The organism is Hoylesella oralis ATCC 33269 (assembly GCF_000185145.2).
GTDB lineage: Bacteria > Bacteroidota > Bacteroidia > Bacteroidales > Bacteroidaceae > Prevotella > Prevotella phocaeensis.
On sequence record NZ_GL833118.1, the window covers coordinates 211,823 to 231,094 of the forward strand.

Genomic DNA, 19,272 nt, shown 5'->3' on the forward strand with positions numbered 1-19,272 from the left:
CGGTGCTAAAAATAATAAAATCGTTTTGCTGCGTGTAATAAATGATGTATCTTTGCATAAGATAGGCTGCACTCGGCAATCTGAAAGCAAGCTTTCATTGCGCTCGCTTGCACTACCTTTGCATAAGATAGCTATTGAACATAAATCATTCTTTTATGAAGAAAATATCGATAATACTCGCTTTATTGCTGATACTGCCGCTCACCGTGGCGGCCGATACGTTCGCTTCGCTGTGGAAAAAATACGATGCAGCGCAGCAAAAAGACCTGCCTAAGACTCAAATTGCCGTGCTCCGACAGATACAGGAGAAGGCGCTGAAGACGATGGACTACGGACAATTGCTCAAAGCAGAGCTCATGGAAGTGTCGTTGAGGAGCGCTATTGCACCCGATTCTCTACAGGTCGACGTTGCCAGACTGAAACAGAAAGAGCAGCAGGCATTGGAAACGAATGCGGTACTTGCCGCGGTTTACGAGTCTGCACTCGGCAAAATATACAAGGAGAACGCCGATTTAGACGAACAGGCAGCAGCTTTAAGCAAAGAATATTACCGTAAATCCATGCTTCATCCGGAGCTCTTGGCAAAACATACTGCCACGGAATACAAGCCGCTCCTGATAGATGGGGCCGACAGCCGTATCTTCTACAACGATCTTTTGCATGTGATAGGGCTGGAAGCCGGCGATTTTGCAGCGTTACACCGTTATTATAAAGAGCACGGAAACCGTGCCGCAGCATGCATATGCGCATTTATGATGACGCAGAAAGACCGTCTTGACGATGTAAACAAGGTGAAGAAGTCGAAATATCTGCAAACGCTCGACTCGCTGATCAATGAATATAAAGACCTTACAGAGGCCGGAGAGATAGCCATTGAGCGCTATAATTTTATGGATAAAGCCGAAGATACTTCTGCTGAAGATCAGATCAAATACATCAATTATGCCCTCCTGCATTGGGGAGCATGGCCTCGTATGAACATTCTTCGCAATGCCATGACGCGGCTCACATTGCCTTCGTTTCAGGTAGACTTGGGTAGCAGGGTGCTGATACCGCATGCTAAGCGCGATATACCTATACTCTCGCTCTGCAATATACAAGAACTTACGATGACGGTAACGAGGGTTAACCTCGACGGAGATACGGACTTGAACCCGCAGGAGGCCGTCGACTACGCCAAGATAAGGAAAAGAATGGCCAAAGAACCTGCGTTTTCGCTCACCAAGCGCTACGTAGGGCTGCCCAATTACCAAGTGGTACGCGACACAATGACGATGGATGGGTTGCCTATAGGTACGTATCTCGTGGAGTTTACCACCAATAATGCAGCCGTACAACCCGAAAGAGCGCTGCTTAGTGTAAGCGATTTATTCGTTATAAACGAGACTTTACCCGGCAATAATGTACGTTTTGCCGTGGTAAGCGCCACCTCCGGACAGCCTGTCCCGTATGCCAAAATCAGGCTGAAGTCGTATTCGTATGCGACAGATAAATATGCTACCGAGACTATCAGTTGCAATGAGCAGGGCGAGGCACAGTATAATTACCTGAGAAACGAACCTGATAAACTATACGTAACGACCGATAACGACCGTTATGCGCCCGAGATGTCGTTTCAAGGATCATATTCTTTCTACGACAACAAGCGAACTACCGAGCTTATTTCGCTGTTTACGGACCGACGGATATACCGCCCGGGGCAGATAGTCCATGTGGCTGCCGTTGCTTTCAGTAACATCAATCACGAACAAAACAAGGTCTTGGCGGGCAAAACGCTCACTCTAACGCTGCGAGATGCCAACTATAAGACCGTCGGAGAGCAGAAAGTAACGACCGACAGCTATGGTACGGCGTCGGCAGATTTCGTTTTACCGGCATCGGGCCTTACGGGTATGTTTACTATACGTACCGAACAATCGGGCACGCACTTCTATGTCGAGGAGTATAAACGGCCTACCTTCCAAGTGGAGTTCGATAAAGTAAAGACCAAATATCAGGCAGGCGACACGGTTATTGTACGCGGAACGGCAAAGAGTTTTGCCGGTGTACCGGTGCAAGGTGCAAAGGTTAAGTACGTTATAAGGCGCCGCCCGCAGCTTTTGTACCTATGGAGAGGCCACACAAACAGAGATCTGGGCGTGGAAGAAAGAACGGATTCCACCGTTACGGATAATGAAGGAGGTTTCCGTGTGAAGGTGTTGATGAACATGCCCGAACATGATAAGTTCGATCATACGCGCTATTATGCCTTCGATATAGATGCTCAAGTAACGGATGGCAGCGGGGAGAGCCGCGACGGAAGTACCTCCTTGCCCTTGAGTGATAAGCCTACAGCGTTCTCGTGTGGACTTCCGTCGCGCATAGAGCGTGACAGTTTGAAGGCTATCACCTTTTATTATATGAACAATGCCGGTGAAAATATTGCTGCAGAGGTGCGCTATACCATCGACGGAGCGAATGCCCGTACGGCGAAGGCGAACGAGGCAGCGGCGATAGATGTCCGAACGCTCGCATCGGGAAGGCATGTTGTCGAGGCTGTATGCGGCAACGATACGCTGAAACAGGAGTTTGTAATCTTCACGATTGCCGATAAGAAGCCGGCCGTTACTACCGATGACTGGTTCTATCAATCGGATGAAACGTTCAAAGAGGGGCGTCCTGTCTATGTTCAGATGGGTGCCTCTTACGAAGGTCAGCACGTTGTATATACGATAGTTTCGGGCAACAGGCTGCTCGAAAGCGGCACCTTTGACCAAAGCAATGCCATTACGACGCGCGAGTTTACCTATAAGACGGAATACGGAGACGGTATCTTGCTTACCTGTGCATGGGTGAAAAACGGAAAACTTTATGAACATCGCGCAAATATACGTCGTCTTTTGCCCAGCGACAAACTGAATGTAGAGTGGAAAACCTTTAGGGATAGGCTCGTTCCCGGGCAGAAAGAAGAGTGGAGTTTGCGCATTACAAAGCCCGATGGTACGCCGGCCGACGCACAGACGATGGCGGTGTTGTACGATAAGTCGCTCGATATGTTGCGCCCGCATGTATGGTCTTTCAACGGTAACCGGTATCTCAATCAGCCGTACACGCGCTGGTACGCCGGCAATTCCGGTAAAATGTCGCTCTATGGAGAGATGTCTATTAAGTATTTGAATGAGAAACAGCTCGTTTTCACCTGCTTCGACGAGGCCGTATTCGATATGTTTGCGGAAAACAGGAACATGTTGTTGGGCGACCAGATGATGACAAGAGCTGCATCGCATATAATGTTTGAAACCAAAGCAAAAGAGATGTCGGCAGCCAAGAAGAGTGTGGCATCAGTTCAAGAGGCTCCGGATGTTGCTCTTGGAGAAACGTTGAAGATAGAGCATGAAGAGGCTGCAACGAAGAAATCCGAGAGCTCCGTCCAACTTAGAGAGAACCTCAACGAAACCGCTTTCTTCTATCCATCGCTGTTAACCGATAGGGACGGGCGCGTTGAATTGCGGTTTACCTTGCCTGAAAGTATCACCACGTGGCGCTTTATGGCCTTTTCGCACGACAAGGATATGAATAACGGCTCGATAACCGCCGAGGCCGTGGCCAAGAAAACGGTCATGATACAGCCCAATATGCCGCGTTTTGTGCGCACAGGCGATAAGGGTTTGATCGCTGCCCGCCTGTTCAACACGTCGAATAAGGCCGTTACAGGCACGGCAAAGCTCGAACTTATCGATCCCGAAACCGATAAAACGGTCTATTCGCAGCACCGTAAATATACGATAGAGCCCAACGGCACCACAAACGTATCGTTCGATTTCGACGCCTCTTCGTACCCCTCGCTGCTCATTGCCCGTACCACTGCTGTGGGTAAAGGCTACTCCGACGGCGAACAGCACTACCTCCCGATCCTCTCAGACAGCGAACTGGTGACCACAACCGTACCGTTTACGCAGAACGAACCGGGCACGAAAACCATCGATCTTACCCATCTATTCCCTGTAAACAACGATACGAACCGCTTAACTGTGGAATATACCAACAATCCTTCGTGGCTTATGGTGCAGACTTTGCCGTCTGTAGCTACGACATATACCAACAATGCCATCAGTCTGGCGGTGGCCTATTATGCCAACAGCATAGCCGACAACCTGCTGCATCGGTTGCCTGTTATCAAGACAACCATCGAACGATGGAAACAGGAGACGGGAAAAGAGACATCATTGATGAGCAATTTGCAGAAAAACGAGGACGTAAAGACGATGCTCCTTACCGAAACACCGTGGGTAATCGATGCAGAAACAGAAGCCAATCAGAAGCAACAACTCATCAGTTTCTTCGATGAATCGCTGATAGCTTATCGGCTTAACGACAATATTTCTAAGCTCAATGCACTGCAACATGCCGACGGTTCGTTCAGTTGGTGGTGCGATATGCCGGGCAATGTGTACATGACGGCGGCCGTAACCAAACTGCTTGTACGCCTTAACAGCATGATAGGCGAGCGCAAGGATACGAAAGCAATCATCAAAAAGGCATTCCTTTTTATGGATAAATACGCGGCCAAACAGGTGAAGGAGTTAAAAGAAGCCGAGAAAAAAGGCGAAAAGAACCTCGTTCCGAGCGACGTGTTGTGCGATTATCTCTATACGAATGCGCTCGCCGGCAGGACGTCTACGCCGGATATCAAATACTTGATAGGCCTTTTGGCCAAGTCTCCAACGCAGTTAACCATCTATGGTAAGGCGAACACAGCCGTGATTTTGGCAAAATATGGCGAGCAGACACGTGCGAAAGAATATCTGCAAAGCCTTATCGAATATACGGTTTATACAGAAGAGATGGGCCGTTACTTCGACACGCCCAAGGCACATTATTCGTGGTTCGACTACAAAATACCCACACAGGTGGCATGTATAGAGGCGATAGACCTATTGGATAAGGGCGATAGGCATACTGTTCAGGAATTACAGAAGTGGCTTCTACAGGCGAAACGTACACAAAGTTGGGACACTCCTATTAATACCGCGAACGCCGTCTTTGCATTTATGAACGGGCAAAACGGTAACTTTACTCCCGATACAGCAGATAAAACGGTGCTCAAGGTGAACGGGAAAGCGCTCGAACAGCCACGGGCTACTGCCGGATTGGGTTATGTAAAGGTGTCGAAAACGGGCAAAAATTTGAAAACGTTTACGGCAGACAAGACTTCTGAAGGTACAAGTTGGGGCGCTGTTTATGCACAATTCGTGCAGAAAGCGGCCGATATATCAGACGCATCTGCAGGACTTACCGTAAGAAGAGAGATACTTAACGGCGGAAAGATGCTCAAAACGGGCGACAAAGTAAAGGTAAGAATAACGATAGAAGCTGCTCGCGATTACGATTTCGTGCAGGTGCAAGACAAACGGGCGGCCTGTCTTGAACCCGTAAACCAGTTGAGCGGTTATCATTGGGGCTACTATTGTGCGCCCAAGGATAACGTTACGAATTATTATTTCGACCGTTTGAGCAAAGGCAAACACGTAATCGAGACCGAATATTACATAGATCGTGAAGGAACATACCAGACGGGTACGTGTACCGTTCAGTGCGCCTATGCACCTGAATACAGCGGAAGAGCGGCAGCAAAGGTTTTGGATATACGATAAAAAGAATGCGAGAAAAAACGACGGAATACATATATGAATAAAAAACTGATCATGCTTGCGCTGCTTGCCATGCCTCCCTTGTTGGCATCGGCACAGCGCATAGCGGCGATAAACCAAGTGATTGACTGCGGACAAGTGCTGTTTCGTACGCCTGTAACGGTAGAATACGAACTGAAGAACGACAGTAGAAACAGCATAAAGATAACCGATGTGCGTGCTGATTGCGGTTGTACTACCGCTTCTTTCCCCAAAGATGATATCGAAGCCGGTGCCTCTTTTACCGTAAGAGCTACCTACGATGCCCGACAGATGGGGCATTTCGAGAAACAAATCAGTGTGTATAACGATAAAGAAAGTAAGCCTCTTGTGCTAACTGTCAGGGGGATTGTGGTAGACGAAATAGTGAACTTTGCCGGCGATTACCCATTTATACTCGGCACAATCAATGCAGATCGCGACGATATAGAGTTCGATGATGTTAATCGTGGCGAACGCCCGTCGCAGAAAATCCACCTGATGAATGCTACCAGCAGTACTGTGCAACCCGTGGTGATGCACCTTCCGAACTACTTGAAAGCAGAGGTTTCGCCCTCTAAACTGGCTCCCGGGCAGTCGGGAGTGGCCACTATAACGCTCGAATCTCGTGCATTACGCAACTTAGGACTTACCCAAACGACGGTTTACATGGGTGCTTTTCTGGGCGATAAAGTGGCAGAAAGCAAGGCTATAAATATCTCTGCAGTGCTCTTACCCGACTTTGCACACCTTACAGAGGTACAAAAAACGCAGCTTCCGAGCCTGCAACTCTCAGCCGAAACGCTCGATTTAGGCTCGTTCGACGGCAAGGCCAAGAAGAAAGGAGAGATTATATTGAAGAACGTGGGCAAGGGTGTACTCGACATACGCAGCCAGCAAATCTTTACTATAGGTATACAGATGTCGCTCAATAAGATACATCTAAAGCCCGGAGAAGAGGCTAAACTGAAGATAACTGCTATAGCTAAAGACATCAGGAGGGCCCGCAGTAAGCCACGTGTGCTCATGATAACCAACGATCCGGAGCATGCCAAGGTGATTATAAATATACAAGTGAAATGACGAAAAAGGCGTCTGGGCACGGCAGATATGCCGTGCAGCATACGAAGACGGAGCTTCAGATAGAAATAGACACGGGCAGCGGGTTCTGTTTCGGTGTAACCACGGCCATTAAGAAGGCCGAGGAAGAACTGGCAGATGGTAAAACTCTTTATTGTTTAGGTGATATAGTGCACAACGGAATGGAGGTTGAAAGGCTGCATGCCAACGGACTTGTGACCATTAACCACGACGACTTGCGCCGGTTGCACAACGTAAAAGTACTGTTAAGAGCACATGGCGAGCCGCCTGAAACATACGAAATAGCCCGTCGGAACGACATTCAGATCATCGATGCAACATGTCCGGTGGTGCTGGCATTGCAGAGTAGAATTAAAAGGCAGTTCGTCAATAACCCCGAGGCACAGATTGTAATCTTTGGAAAGAACGGGCATGCCGAGGTTTTAGGGTTGGTAGGACAGACACGGAGCGAGGCTATTGTGATAGAAAAGGTGGATGATGTGAAGCGTCTCGACTTCGATCGTGACATTTATCTGTACTCTCAAACCACGAAAAGCCTTGATGAATTTCACCGTGTAATAGACTATATCCAGTCGCATATATCGCCTCAAGCAACTTTCCGTAGCTTTGATACCATCTGCAGACAGGTGGCCAATCGCATGCCCAACATAGCTTCGTTTGCCGCAAAGCACGACCTTATTCTTTTTGTGAGCGGCAGGAAAAGCTCTAATGGCAAAGTGCTGTTCAACGAATGTTGCAGTATTAATCCCAACAGTCACCAGATAGAGAAGGCCGAGGAAATAGATATGGATTGGATAAATGGTGTGCATACCATCGGTATATGTGGTGCCACAAGCACTCCGAAGTGGCTTATGGAAGAGTGCAGAGACTATATTTTGAGTCATGTGAAGGGGAAGTAGGGTTGAGAGAATAGGGATTAAAGAGGAGTGATTAGCGGTTATGCTACAGAGATTTGGCTTGCCTGAATCTCTTTTTTATCAGAAAGTCGACTTTTAAAGAGCCTCTCTTTTCTTGAGATACGGATGGAATGCCGTTGCTTTATCTCTTGGAAAGGAGAGACAAAGATAAGTCCGATTTGTTTTATTTGCCTTGTACGGCTTTCTTGTTGTTTCTCTTTGTAAAACAGAGGAACATGTTCTTAGTTCTTTACTTATAATTCGCAGGCTACGAATGTATTGCCATTGTTTTTCTTAGAGTGGCCGTATAATATCTTTAGACAGGTATTTTAAGGAGCTTAGGTGGCATATTTGTTTATAATAGATTGCAGCCCCTTTATAAACATCTCATGAAAACGGTATTGAAATATCTGTCGGTTATTTTCGATGTTCTGTTCTTTCGCCCCGAACAGCGGCGGTTTTTGTTATCGACAGCATATACTCCGGCAAGTCGAATTCTTGCGGTATAGCTATTATTCATTCCTCCTTAATCCCTATTCTCTCATCTATCCGAGAGAGGACAGAAGCAGGTGTATTGCCTCTATGCATAAAAAAGAGGAACCCCTCCTCACGAAGACGTTCCCCCCACATAAACAGTAATTAACTCAAAATTTATAATCTATTTACCACTAATTATTTTGTGTACCTATTTCTTTCTTACTTTCTAATCCCTTTAACTTTTCTCTTTACCTTAAATATTGTAAGATCTGAAACGTTTTAAATACCTTTTTGTTCACGATGCAAATATAGACATAATAATGATTACTTCCAAATTTATTAAGTGAAACAATATCTAATTTCAGCCAAAAACTGATAAAATACCATGAATATGCGATTTATATTGTAAATTTGTAACATGAAAAAGATCATTTTAGTTATTTGTTGCATGCTGCTTGGATTACAGGCACATGCTAAGAACAATAGAAGTATGAAAGAGATATATTTTGCAGGCGGTTGCTTTTGGGGTGTAGAACATTTCTTCAAGCAGGTGCATGGAGTGACGGAAACCGAGGCGGGTTTTGCCAATGGAAACAGCAAATTGAAGAACCCTTCGTACGAACTTGTTTCCACAGACCGTACGGGCTACGTCGAAACAGTACGTGTGAAGTACGATCCTGAAGTAGCTGATTTGGGCTTATTGCTCGATCTGTACTTCAAAGCCATAGATCCTACCTCGCTTAACAAGCAGGGTAATGACCGCGGAACGCGCTATCGCACGGGTATATATTATACGGATAAGGCCGATCTTCCCGCCATCGACAAGCGCTATAAGGAAGAACAGAAGAAATATAATAGGCCTTTAGTGGTGGAAATTGGGCCGTTGAGCAACTTTTATGCTGCCGAAGAGTATCATCAGAACTATCTCGACAAGCATCCGCAGGGCTATTGTCATCTGCCTCAGTCGCTGTTCGATTTCGCTAAAAAGGCCCGAAAGAAATAACTTCTCGGGCATTCTTAGTTCAGGAGAATATCGATGTCGTCGTCGTTGTTCTCCTTTTTATTTGTCGTTTTCGGCTTGGGCGGTTGTTTCAGGTTGCCTTTCTCGTCGAACAACCCGTAGGTGGTACGCAGCACGATGAACTCGGTTCGACGGTTCAGTTGGTTACACAGTTCCTGCTTTTTATCGTCTAATTTCTTGATATAGGCTTCGGTCAGCACATCTCCCTCTTTCATCCAATCGTATTTCTCGGTCAGTTTCTTGCGGATAGTCTTCGGCTTTTCCTTGCCGTAACCTACGGGGGTGAGGCGGTCTTTGGCTATTCCTTTATCGATAAGATATGCCACTACGGCGTTTGCACGTTGCTGCGAGAGCCGTTTGTTATATTCGTCGGAGCCCTTGTAGTCGCAGTGTGCGCTCAGTTCTATTGTAACGTTGGGGTTCTCGTTGAGTAGCTTAACCAGTTCGTCGAGTGCTTTTGTCGACTCCGGACGCAGTGTGGCTTTGTCGAAATCGTAGAAAATATTATCGATAAGCACCGGTGCGGTGATCGATGCGAGCGGGAACTGGAGTACGTATTCTTTCGACTCTTCGGTCTTATCTGCACGCAATTCCTCCTTATGATTTAGGAAACCTTTGCACGAGGCCAATAAAAGATAATCCACATTTGGTTTGATTACGTAAGTAAAAGAGCCGTCTCCCTTTACGTTCAGCGTCTCGTTAGTGCCGTCGTTGCCTACAACTCTCACCTGTGCAGCGGGCAGTTCGTAGCCGTCTATCTCATAAACCCAGCCCTTAATTGTTTGCACTATCTCCGGATTTTCAAAGCTGTAGATGTGATCCCACCCGCGCCCGTCGTTTCTGTTCGATGCGAAAAAGCCTCGATTATAGGGCCCCTCGAAGGTCATTCCGAAGTCATCACCTTGCGAATTCAGCGGGTATCCCGGGTGAAAAAGGCGGTACTTGCCGTGCTCGTCTACCATGGCAATGTAGATATCCAGTCCGCCCATGCCCGGATGACCGTCGGAAGAGAAGTAGAAATCGCCGTTAGGACGGAACGTAGGAAACTCCTCATTGCCCGGCGTATTGATGGGTTCGCCGAGGTTTTCCACGCCTCCGAGTCCGTGACTTGTTATTCTTACGCGCCATATATCGAGTCCTCCCAGCCCTCCGGGCATATCCGAAGTGAAATAAAGCCACTCTCCATCGGGCGAAATTGCCGGATGTGCATAACTCGAAAGCGTATCCTTGGTGATTTGCAAGGCGTTCGACTTGCCCCATGCGGCATCTGTACGGTCGGAAGTTGCTATTTGTGCATAGCGCGGATAGGCCGCATCGGTAGTACATTGGGTAAGATACATGGTTCTTTGATCGGGAGATAAGGCACACGCACCTTCGTCGTATGGCGTGTTAAGACCGCCGGTAACGGGCTCAGGTTTCGACCATTTGCCCTTATCATCCCTTTCTGATACGAATATATCGGCAGCCTTGGTGCCTGTGATGCCGCTTAGTTCGTCGCCGTTTGCCTCGTTTCGGGTAGATGTGAAGTAGAGTTGATCGAATTGATCGCCGCTGAGAACGGGCGAATAGTCATCGCGTCGGGAGTTAAAAATATCCATCCGTTTCACGGTGTAGCGGCTTCCGTTCTTTTTCCACAGTGGGGCTTTCTCGGCTGAAAGCAATCCGTTGCGGGCCAAGATGTTATCGGGAAGCGAGTCGAGCACGGTTTTGAAAATCTCTTGAGCGGCTTTGTAGTCGCCGTTTTTAAGTAATTGACGGCCGTATTGCAGCACATCTTCTGTAGATGCCTGATGGTAACGAATGGCATTGCGGTAGGCAGCGATGGCCTTAGGCGTGGCGTTGAGCTTCTCATAACAGCGTGCCAATTTCAACGAAACGGCTCCCCGTCGGGCTCGTTCCTTAGCCGGAAGTTTGGAATAAGCTTGCTTGAATTGGCCGGCAGCATCGTAGTATTCGCCCAAGGCAAGGTGTTTATCACCCCTTTTCAGGTTCTTTTCCACCCCACAAGAGGCGATACATGCCGATAAAATAATAACTATAATTACCGCGTAACGTGTATGCATTCTTCTTTTTTGTTATAAGAACGCGCGTTCCATGCTTTTATTGTAGTGAAAAGGACGGCAATGTGTGGAGGTTGGATGCCTTCATCGCCCATCTTTCATCATTCATCTAAGAACTATATCAGTCGGTGCCGAGCCAGTATTTCGATTTGGGTAAGTACGACAGACCTTTTACTACGAGATAGGTGGTGATAAATGTACAGAGGGCAATTGCCGGAACTGCCTCCAATACGTTGGGCAGGCGGTCGACCAAAAGGTCGTGCCAAGCATTGAGAAGCATAATGTGTGCCAAGTACATGCCGTAGCTGCAAAGCGATATGTCGGTAATGATGGCTGTGATTTTAGTATCCTTTTTTACTTTTACCCGACTGATGAGCGAGAAGAAGCCCCACGTCATAAGGGCCACGTTTGCACAACAGAAGTCCCATCCGAGTTCTGCCTCGGCGGCCGAATCGGTAAGCGGAACCATCGTGTTGAAGGCATATACCGACACTGCATAGCCCACGATGATCATTAAAACCGATGAAATAACGGAGGGAACTCCATACTTTTTGGCATAAAAACCTAAGACCAAATAGCCCCAAAAGCCCGTAAAATAGTACAAGGAGGGCGATACATTCCACGTACATTCACCCCATACGGCCGGAAAAACCAAGTGAATGTAGGGCAGAAAGGTGGTGATAAGCCAGATACCGAGGTAGAATTGCAGTTCACGTTTGGTACATCTTTCGAGCCAAGGCGATAGGACGGGCACGAGCAGATACATGCCGATGAGCATGTAGATATACCAAAGATGCCCCACTTCGGTACCGAAATTCAGCGGAATGTGGGCGATGTTAGTCAGGCAGGCAGCGAGGCTGTCGCCGCGATAAAATACGTAATACACCGCAAAAGCCACGCACCAGAACAAGAAAGGGTAAAGGATACGGGTGAAACGTTTCTTGAAGAATGTGCCCGTAGGTACCTTCATCGGCAGCAAGAAGTAACCTGAAATCATGACAAATAGCGGAACGCAGATCCTATCGAAGCTGGTTAAGAAGCCTATCGTATAGGTACTGTCGGCATGTACGATGGTGACGTTCTCGCCGATGTAGTAATATTCGCTCGCATGTTGCCATATAACGAGCAGACAGGCCAGTACCCTAAGCAAGTCTAATGCAAAGTTTCTTTTTCGTTTCTGTTGGTTTTGTTCCATTTTTATTCGGGTTTTTAGGTTTATATATTATTTGAACGGCAGCCTGAAAGCGCATCCGTTGCGCCAATTGCTGCACCCGTAAGCGGTCTTACCTTTAATGATCGTGCCCGTTCCGCATAGCGGACAAGGCTGTCCGATGGCGCTATCGTCGGCTTCTATGGTTTGTGTACCGGCGACAGGAGGCATTTCTTTCGTCGTTTCCTTTATCTTTTCGGCCTTCTTCCTCGGCGTACTTTGTTTCTTAGGTGTTTTCTTTTTCAGGTCTTCATCCGTGGTCACGGTCACACGTCTGTTGCTGTTATCGCGCAAAACATCATCGACTATCTGCGCTATTTGGACTTTTAGCTCGTCTATAAACTGCGTTGCGCTGTATTGTTTATGCTCTATATCGCGTAATTTCTTTTCCCATATGCCCGTTAGTTCGCAACTTGTCAGCAGTTTCTCGTGTATAGTGTCGATGAGTTCTATACCTGTAGGGGTGGCAAACAGGTTCTTTCGCTCCCGTCGGATATAGTGGCGTTTGAACAAGGTCTCTATGATACCGGCGCGAGATGATGGACGTCCGATGCCATTTTCCTTTAAAATGGAGCGCAATTCCTCATCTTCAACGAACTTGCCTGCTGTTTCCATGGCACGCAGGAGCGTGGCCTCGGTGTAATACTTGGGCGGTGTAGTCCACTTCTCCGTAAGGGTTGGCGTGTGTAAACCGCTTTCTCCCACCGTAAAAGCGGGCAACGATCGCTCCTCTTCATCGTGTTTGGCGTCGTCGTCTCCTTGCTTTTGTTCCTCCTTATTATATATAATGCGCCATCCGAGGGATAATATTTCCTTGCCGTTTGCCTTAAATTCCACCTCTTCAACCTTGCCCAATACGGTCGTGGTAGAGAACTTACAGTCGGGATAGAATACGCTTATGAAGCGTTTAGCTATCAAGTCGTACACATTCCGCTCCATATCAGTAAGGTTAGATGCAGGAACTCCCGTCGGTATAATGGCATGGTGATCGGTCACTTTGGCCGTATCGAACACCTTTTTGCTCTTGATGAGCTGCTTACCTGCAAGAGGTTGCGTAAATTGTTCGTAGCCCCGCAGGCCCGAAAGTATGCTTGCACACTTGGGATAAATATCGTCTGACAGGTATTGAGTGTCTACACGCGGGTAGGTGGTGAACTTCTTTTCGTAGAGACTTTGTACGATATTCAGCGACATTTCCGCCGAATAGCTGAATTTCTTGTTGCAATCGACCTGCAAAGAGGTTAGGTCGTACAGATGCAGAGGGGCTTCGGAGCCCTTTTTCTTCTGCACATCAGTGATGACAAACGGCTTTCCGGCGATGGTAGCAAAGGCTTGCTCGCCCTCTTCTTTGGTGGTGTATCGCCCTTGGGTGGCCGTGAAAACGGTGTCGCGGTATATTGTTGCCAGCACCCAATAGGCTTCCGGCGTAAATTGGTCTATCTCTTTCTGGCGGTTCACGATAAGGGCAAGGGTAGGAGTCTGTACACGTCCGATCGATAGAACCTGCCTATTCTTGCCGTATTTCAACGTATAGAGGCGCGTGGCATTCATTCCAAGGATCCAATCTCCTATGGCTCGGCTCAATCCGGCAAGGTAAAGAGGCTGATAGGCATTCTGATCTTTCAGCTCGTTGAAGCCTTGTCGGATGGCTTCATCGGTCATCGACGATATCCAGAGGCGCTTCACAGGACAGCGAGCTTGTGCCTTTTGCATCACCCAACGCTGTATCAATTCGCCTTCCTGCCCCGCATCGCCGCAGTTAATGATACCGTCTGCCGCCTGCATAAGGCGCTCTATTACGGCGAATTGCTTCTTTATACCATCGTTTTCTATTAGTTTTATGCCGAATTTATGGGGTATCATGGGCAGCGCGGCGAGGCTCCAATGCTTCCAATTCTCATGGTAATCATTGGGTTCTTTTAGGCAACAGAGGTGTCCGAACGTCCATGTAACCTGATAACCGTTGCCCTCCATGTAGCCTTCTTTTGAGCTATGGGCCCCGATAATGCGGGCTATATCTTTGGCAACGCTTGGCTTTTCGGCAATGCAAACTATCATCTTGTTTCTTTATTTACAAGGATACAAAAGTACGAAAAATGTTTCAATACCCCAAATATTGCTTGTTCGTCATCTCTATATGGCGTGCTGAGCGTTGCAAAACGTGTGATTTTCTACCGATGGCTATGCGATGGAAACCCGATAGAGTGCGAAAAACGCGCGATTATAGGGCATTTATTTTCAAAAGGTAGTATCTTTGCATGCGTATCAGACGGTACAAGTAATAATGCAAAATACGGCGAACAACAGTTTTACCCCCACGTTGCTGCGTTGGTTCAAAGAGAATAAACGCGACTTGCCTTGGCGAGATACCGCCGATGCTTATGCCATTTGGTTGAGCGAGGTGATACTCCAACAAACACGAATACAGCAAGGTAAGGCCTATTGGGAGCGTTTTATGAAGCGTTTCCCGCGGGTGGAAGACCTTGCAGAGGCCGATGAAGACGAGGTGTTGCGGCTGTGGCAGGGGCTCGGATACTACAGTCGTGCCCGCAATTTGCACCATGCAGCGCAACAAATTGTTGCGAATAAGGGCTTTCCAAGGACTTACGACGGCATCAGAAGGCTGAAAGGAGTGGGCGATTATACCGCTGCAGCAGTTGCATCCATAGCTTTCGGGCTGCCTGTAGCTGCTGTCGACGGTAACGTTTACCGCGTGCTGTCGCGCGTTTTCGGCATAGATACTCCTATCAACAGTACCGAAGGCAAGAAAACTTTCGCTGCTTTGGCGCAGTCGCTTCTGCCGTCTGACGCCCCTTCAGCGTTCAATCAAGCGCTGATGGACTTCGGTGCAATACAATGCACTCCACAGTCTCCCCGCTGTGTACTGTGCCCCTTTACCGAAAGTTGTGAGGCTCTTCGCAACGGAAAAATAGGGAATTTGCCCGTTAAGCGAAAGACCTTGAAAATACAAACGCGGCGGATGGATTATATCTATATAAGGTGTAACGGCTTTACGGCATTGCGTCGCAGGTCCGAGGGCGACATCTGGCAAGGGTTGTGGGAGCCTCTGTTGATAGAAAATAGTCTGCTGCCCGCTTTCGATGGGCATTTGTTGCTGCTACGAAAGCAGGTAAAACATGTGCTTACCCATCGTATTATCCTTTCTGATTTCTATCTTTTGCAGACCGATGAACGCCCGCTGTTGCCCGAAGGTTATATGTGGATGCCCGAAAAAGAGGTACAGAACTACGCTCTTCCGCGGCTGATAGAACTGTTATTAAAGGCAGTTGAAGCAGCAATTCCTGATGGATTAAACAATACGGAATAACATTTGCAGATGCCATTTGCCACAGATATATAATGAAGAAGTTCCTTTTAGCACTTAAACAGTGCCTTTCTAAGCTGTCGTTTCGCACGGGCGTCATTGTTCTGTCGATGTGTATTCCCTTTTACATATTGTCGTTTGCACAGATGCTATTGCCCCTTAGCGTAGAAATGAAGGGGATGTTGTGGGTGATATTCTTCGGTTTGGCCAAAGCATTTCAATATGGCGGACTCACTATTTTGGGGGTTGAGGGATGGAAGCGACTGCGTGCAGCGCTGCGAAAAGGAGGGTAAATTTTATTTAAAAGAAAGGAGGAGAGCCCTCTCACAGCTCCTCTGAAAGCGGGGAGTGCCATGTGGAAGACGGGTAAATGGGAGATGGAAAGACTTCTGTCAATACCTTTGGAAGAAGAGAAGCTGCGCTGTTCGTGTTTAATTTATAATTGGTTGATTATAAATTTGTTATGAATGTTATTGGTAAATGGTGCTTTTATCTGTCTTAGACAGATATTCCGGCGGACATAAATAGCGTATCTAATAAAAGTATTTTGTAGGTGTATGCGTTTCAGGTTGTTTTCTCTTTCCTTTTGGAAGGGTTGAAGAATATCGCTATTCTTATTTATCAGGTTGCCCGTCCCCTATCTTAAAGAACGTAAGAAGTGCGGATGAAGACTTTTGTTCTGTGGAAAATCGATCGAAAAACCCTTTGTGTAAGGGCCATAGGAAGCGGAAAGAGGGGGATTCGAACCCCCGAATCGGTTTCGCCGATTACACGCTTTCCAGGCGTGCCTCTTCAGCCACTCGAGCATCTTTCCTATAAATAAGCGGTGCAAAAGTATCGTTTTTTTACGGAATACGGGGTATGGGCGTCCGTAATTTATATTTCTTTAAGGATATACATTGCGAAATAAGGGGGCTCCGATGCGATGTTTTAGGCATCGATGTGGAAGATGCGTTTCACGTTGGCATTGGTTCTGCAAGCCACTTCTTCTTCGCTTACGCCGTAACTTTGGGCAATCTGTTTCAGCACTTCCGCCACAAAAGCGCTCTCGTTCCGTTCGCCTCGGTGAGGTATGGGAGCCATGTATGGACTGTCGGTTTCGAGAACAATGCGATCTAAAGATACGTTTTTGGGAAGCGTTTCGCGCATATGACTGCTCTTGAAAGTAAACACGCCGCCGATGCCGAGCGCGAATTTATGGAACGAAAGCAGCTCTTCGGCTTCTTTTTCGTTGCCCGTAAAGCAATGAAACACGCCGCCCGTTAGGTCTTTCTCGTATTTCCGGAGCACCTTTACCATTTCGTTTTGCGCCTTTCTGCAGTGTATCATCAACGGTAAATGGTATTCTACGGCCCATTTTATCTGCTCTTCGAAAGCCTCGAGTTGCTCGTTTTCAAACTCTCGAGACCAGTAGTAATCGAGTCCGATCTCGCCGATAGCGATGGGAGAGGGGGTGTATTTCTGCTTTGTTTTCTCCGTAAAAGAACAAGTTTCATTAGAGGTGTCGGAGTCGGTCGCCATACTTATCGCCAATATCCGCTTCATTTCGGCCAACACTTCGTGCCGGTCGGCTCTTACTTCTTCGGGGTGCAGGCCGATCATGGGGTAGGCAAAATGGGGGAAACGACGGCATACAGCATACACAGAATCGATGCTTTTCAGGTCGATAGCCGGTATAAATGCCTTGCTGACACCCGCTTTACGGGCGCGGGCCACCACGTCTTCGATGTCTTGACGGAACTCCTCTCCGTCGAGATGTGCATGTGTATCAATAAAGATGTGGCTCATTTCTGCGGTAATAATATATAATTCCGAACTTTCTGCACTCGTTGTATCGCACTTCGGGCGGCTCTTTTTGGAAATGATTTTCTATCTGATTCCACAGTTCAAGTAATACCTTGTCTACATCAGGGCGTAAACTTTGTATGCTATCCAATGCCTGTTGAGTTCGTGCAGTGAATGTTTTCTGTTGCATATAAGCATCTCTGAAAATGTCGTAATGGGTAGACACCATGCCGATAGTGGGGTTATAAATGGGGCGCCCGCCCTTCTTGATACGCGCTTTTTCGCCCTCTATGACTTTTGTTCCCCATTCCATCAGGCCTTCTGCCAGCTTGATGTTGGGTAAAGCGGTGGCTTCTGTATCTAATCCGTATAGCGTAAGCATGCTTTTCTTGATCTCTCCACGTTCTACAGACATAAAAAGTACCTGTAGAAAATGGCTGACGTACATCATCGATTTGCGCTGAAGTTTATCGATCTTCGGTGTGTTTCGCGTTTGTGCCCGTAGGTTTATGCGGTATTGTTCGCACGCGGTAAGCAGTTTATCGTAAAGCGGTTGCGCCTGATTGAGCGTCTTCCAGTCGATAAATCTGTTGCGCACGACGTACACATCGTTATTGTCTAACAGCGTTTTGAGGGCTCTTAATCGGGCCGCATCGGTCTTTGGTAATCTTCTGTAAGGCATTCTTTGTAGAAGTATGTATCGTTTTCAGGCCGGCAAAAGACAGTTTCTGCAAATGAAAAACGGGCGAAACGGCAGTGCCGGCGGTACTTGTTAGTATTTACGTTTCATCATTCTTTGTGCGTAGGCCATAAGCTCTTGCTTACGTTCTTCGGGCACCTGCACGGCTCGGATGTATTTCTTGCTTTGTTCGAAGTAGTAAGCTATCTTTTCTTCAGCCAGCTTATCGATGCCGATGGCATTATATAAAGCAGTTACGGCAGCTATTTTTTCCGCCGGTACATAGTCTTCGGCATCGAACCATCTTTGCAGTTCGGCGCGCTGATTTCTATCGGCTTTGTTGAATGCATTGATAAGCATGTAGGTCTTTTTGTTGCATAGAATGTCGCCACCTATAGCTTTTCCGAACACTTTAGTATCCCCATAAACGTCGAGAAAGTCGTCTTGAAGCTGGAAAGCCAGCCCTATTTGCTCGCCGAAACGGTAGAGATAATCGGCGTCTTCGGCCGAAGAGCCGGCCAAGATGGCCCCTATTTTAAGGGAACATGCAAGGAGTACGCTCGTTTTAAGGCGTATCATTTCGATGTATTCGGCTTCGGTAACATCGTTACGCGTCTCGAAATCCATGTCTAATTGCTGTCCCTCGCCTATTTCGAGTGCCGTTTCGGTAAACAAATCTATAACTTCTTTCAGTTTCGAACCATCGCATTGCGCCATGTAGTGATAAGCCAGAACGAGCATAGAGTCGCCGGAGAGAATGGCCGTGTTGGCATCCCATTTTTTATGCACGGTAGGCCTACCGCGCCTGATCGCGGCATTATCCATCAGATCATCGTGCAACAACGTGTAATTGTGGTAGGTTTCGATGGCGCAAGCCGATGAGAGTATGCTCTGCGGATCGTCTTTGTAAAGGTTATAGGCAAGCAACATAAGTGTAGGACGTATACGCTTTCCGCCCAACGAAAGCACATATTTAATGGGCTCGTAAAGTGTATGTGGCTTGCGTGCATACTGCAAATTGTCGAGATATTCGTTGAAGATATTCAGGATTTCGTCTGCTGTCATTATCG

Annotated in this window: 11 protein-coding genes, 1 tRNA gene and 1 pseudogene; 6 read left to right on the forward strand and 7 right to left on the reverse strand. The window is 47.4% G+C overall.

What is annotated here, in order from left to right; all coding sequences use genetic code 11:
- Positions 1–155 precede the first annotated feature (155 nt).
- The 4 genes and pseudogenes from HMPREF0663_RS02475 to msrA form a co-directional block, all read left to right on the forward strand.
- Positions 156–5,633 (forward strand): alpha-2-macroglobulin family protein, encoded by a 5,478-nt coding sequence (locus HMPREF0663_RS02475; protein WP_004368544.1) that lies wholly within the window; start codon positions 156–158, stop codon positions 5,631–5,633.
- A gap of 33 nt (positions 5,634–5,666) precedes the next feature.
- Positions 5,667–6,731: a DUF1573 domain-containing protein gene (locus HMPREF0663_RS02480; RefSeq protein ID WP_004368545.1), complete on the forward strand. Its 1,065-nt coding sequence runs from the start codon at positions 5,667–5,669 to the stop codon at positions 6,729–6,731.
- Positions 6,728–7,648 (forward strand): 4-hydroxy-3-methylbut-2-enyl diphosphate reductase, encoded by a 921-nt coding sequence (locus HMPREF0663_RS02485; protein ID WP_004368546.1) that lies wholly within the window; start codon positions 6,728–6,730, stop codon positions 7,646–7,648. The genes HMPREF0663_RS02480 and HMPREF0663_RS02485 overlap by 4 nt, the downstream gene beginning before the upstream one ends.
- Before the next feature lie 931 nt (positions 7,649–8,579).
- Positions 8,580–9,125 (forward strand): annotated as a pseudogene (msrA, locus tag HMPREF0663_RS02490) (peptide-methionine (S)-S-oxide reductase MsrA); the annotation flags it as partial.
- Between the two features lie 14 nt (positions 9,126–9,139).
- On the opposite strand, the gene porE reads toward msrA, so the two are convergent.
- From porE to HMPREF0663_RS02505, 3 genes are all read right to left on the reverse strand, one after another.
- Positions 9,140–11,206, reverse strand: a complete 2,067-nt coding sequence (porE, locus tag HMPREF0663_RS02495; RefSeq protein ID WP_004368550.1) for a PorE family type IX secretion system protein — start codon at positions 11,204–11,206, stop codon at positions 9,140–9,142.
- Positions 11,207–11,324: 118 nt separating this feature from the next.
- Positions 11,325–12,398: an acyltransferase gene (locus tag HMPREF0663_RS02500; RefSeq protein ID WP_004368551.1), complete on the reverse strand. Its 1,074-nt coding sequence runs from the start codon at positions 12,396–12,398 to the stop codon at positions 11,325–11,327.
- A gap of 27 nt (positions 12,399–12,425) precedes the next feature.
- Positions 12,426–14,471: a DNA topoisomerase 3 gene (locus tag HMPREF0663_RS02505; protein ID WP_004368552.1), complete on the reverse strand. Its 2,046-nt coding sequence runs from the start codon at positions 14,469–14,471 to the stop codon at positions 12,426–12,428.
- Between the two features lie 226 nt (positions 14,472–14,697).
- Here HMPREF0663_RS02505 and mutY point away from each other — a divergent pair, with 226 nt between their 5' ends.
- Together mutY and HMPREF0663_RS02515 are read left to right on the forward strand one after the other, a co-directional pair.
- Positions 14,698–15,741: an A/G-specific adenine glycosylase gene (mutY, locus tag HMPREF0663_RS02510; RefSeq protein ID WP_004368553.1), complete on the forward strand. Its 1,044-nt coding sequence runs from the start codon at positions 14,698–14,700 to the stop codon at positions 15,739–15,741.
- A 32-nt stretch (positions 15,742–15,773) separates the two neighbouring features.
- The gene (locus HMPREF0663_RS02515) at positions 15,774–16,031 is read left to right on the forward strand and encodes a hypothetical protein (protein ID WP_004368554.1); all 258 of its coding nucleotides are present in this window, start codon (positions 15,774–15,776) and stop codon (positions 16,029–16,031) included.
- 433 nt (positions 16,032–16,464) lie between these two features.
- On the opposite strand, the gene HMPREF0663_RS02520 is transcribed toward HMPREF0663_RS02515, so the two are convergent.
- The 4 genes from HMPREF0663_RS02520 to HMPREF0663_RS02535 form a co-directional block, all read right to left on the reverse strand.
- A tRNA-Ser gene (locus HMPREF0663_RS02520) sits at positions 16,465–16,552 on the reverse strand.
- Between the two features lie 116 nt (positions 16,553–16,668).
- Complete coding sequence (locus HMPREF0663_RS02525) at positions 16,669–17,526, reverse strand: TatD family hydrolase (RefSeq protein WP_004368555.1); 858 nt, start codon at positions 17,524–17,526, stop codon at positions 16,669–16,671.
- Positions 17,507–18,205, reverse strand: coding sequence for a hypothetical protein (locus HMPREF0663_RS02530; protein ID WP_004368556.1), 699 nt, complete (start codon positions 18,203–18,205; stop codon positions 17,507–17,509). Before HMPREF0663_RS02530 ends, HMPREF0663_RS02525 begins: the two co-directional genes overlap by 20 nt.
- Positions 18,206–18,295: 90 nt before the next feature.
- Positions 18,296–19,270 (reverse strand): polyprenyl synthetase family protein, encoded by a 975-nt coding sequence (locus HMPREF0663_RS02535; protein WP_187115902.1) that lies wholly within the window; start codon positions 19,268–19,270, stop codon positions 18,296–18,298.
- Between the last annotated feature and the right edge of the window lie 2 nt (positions 19,271–19,272).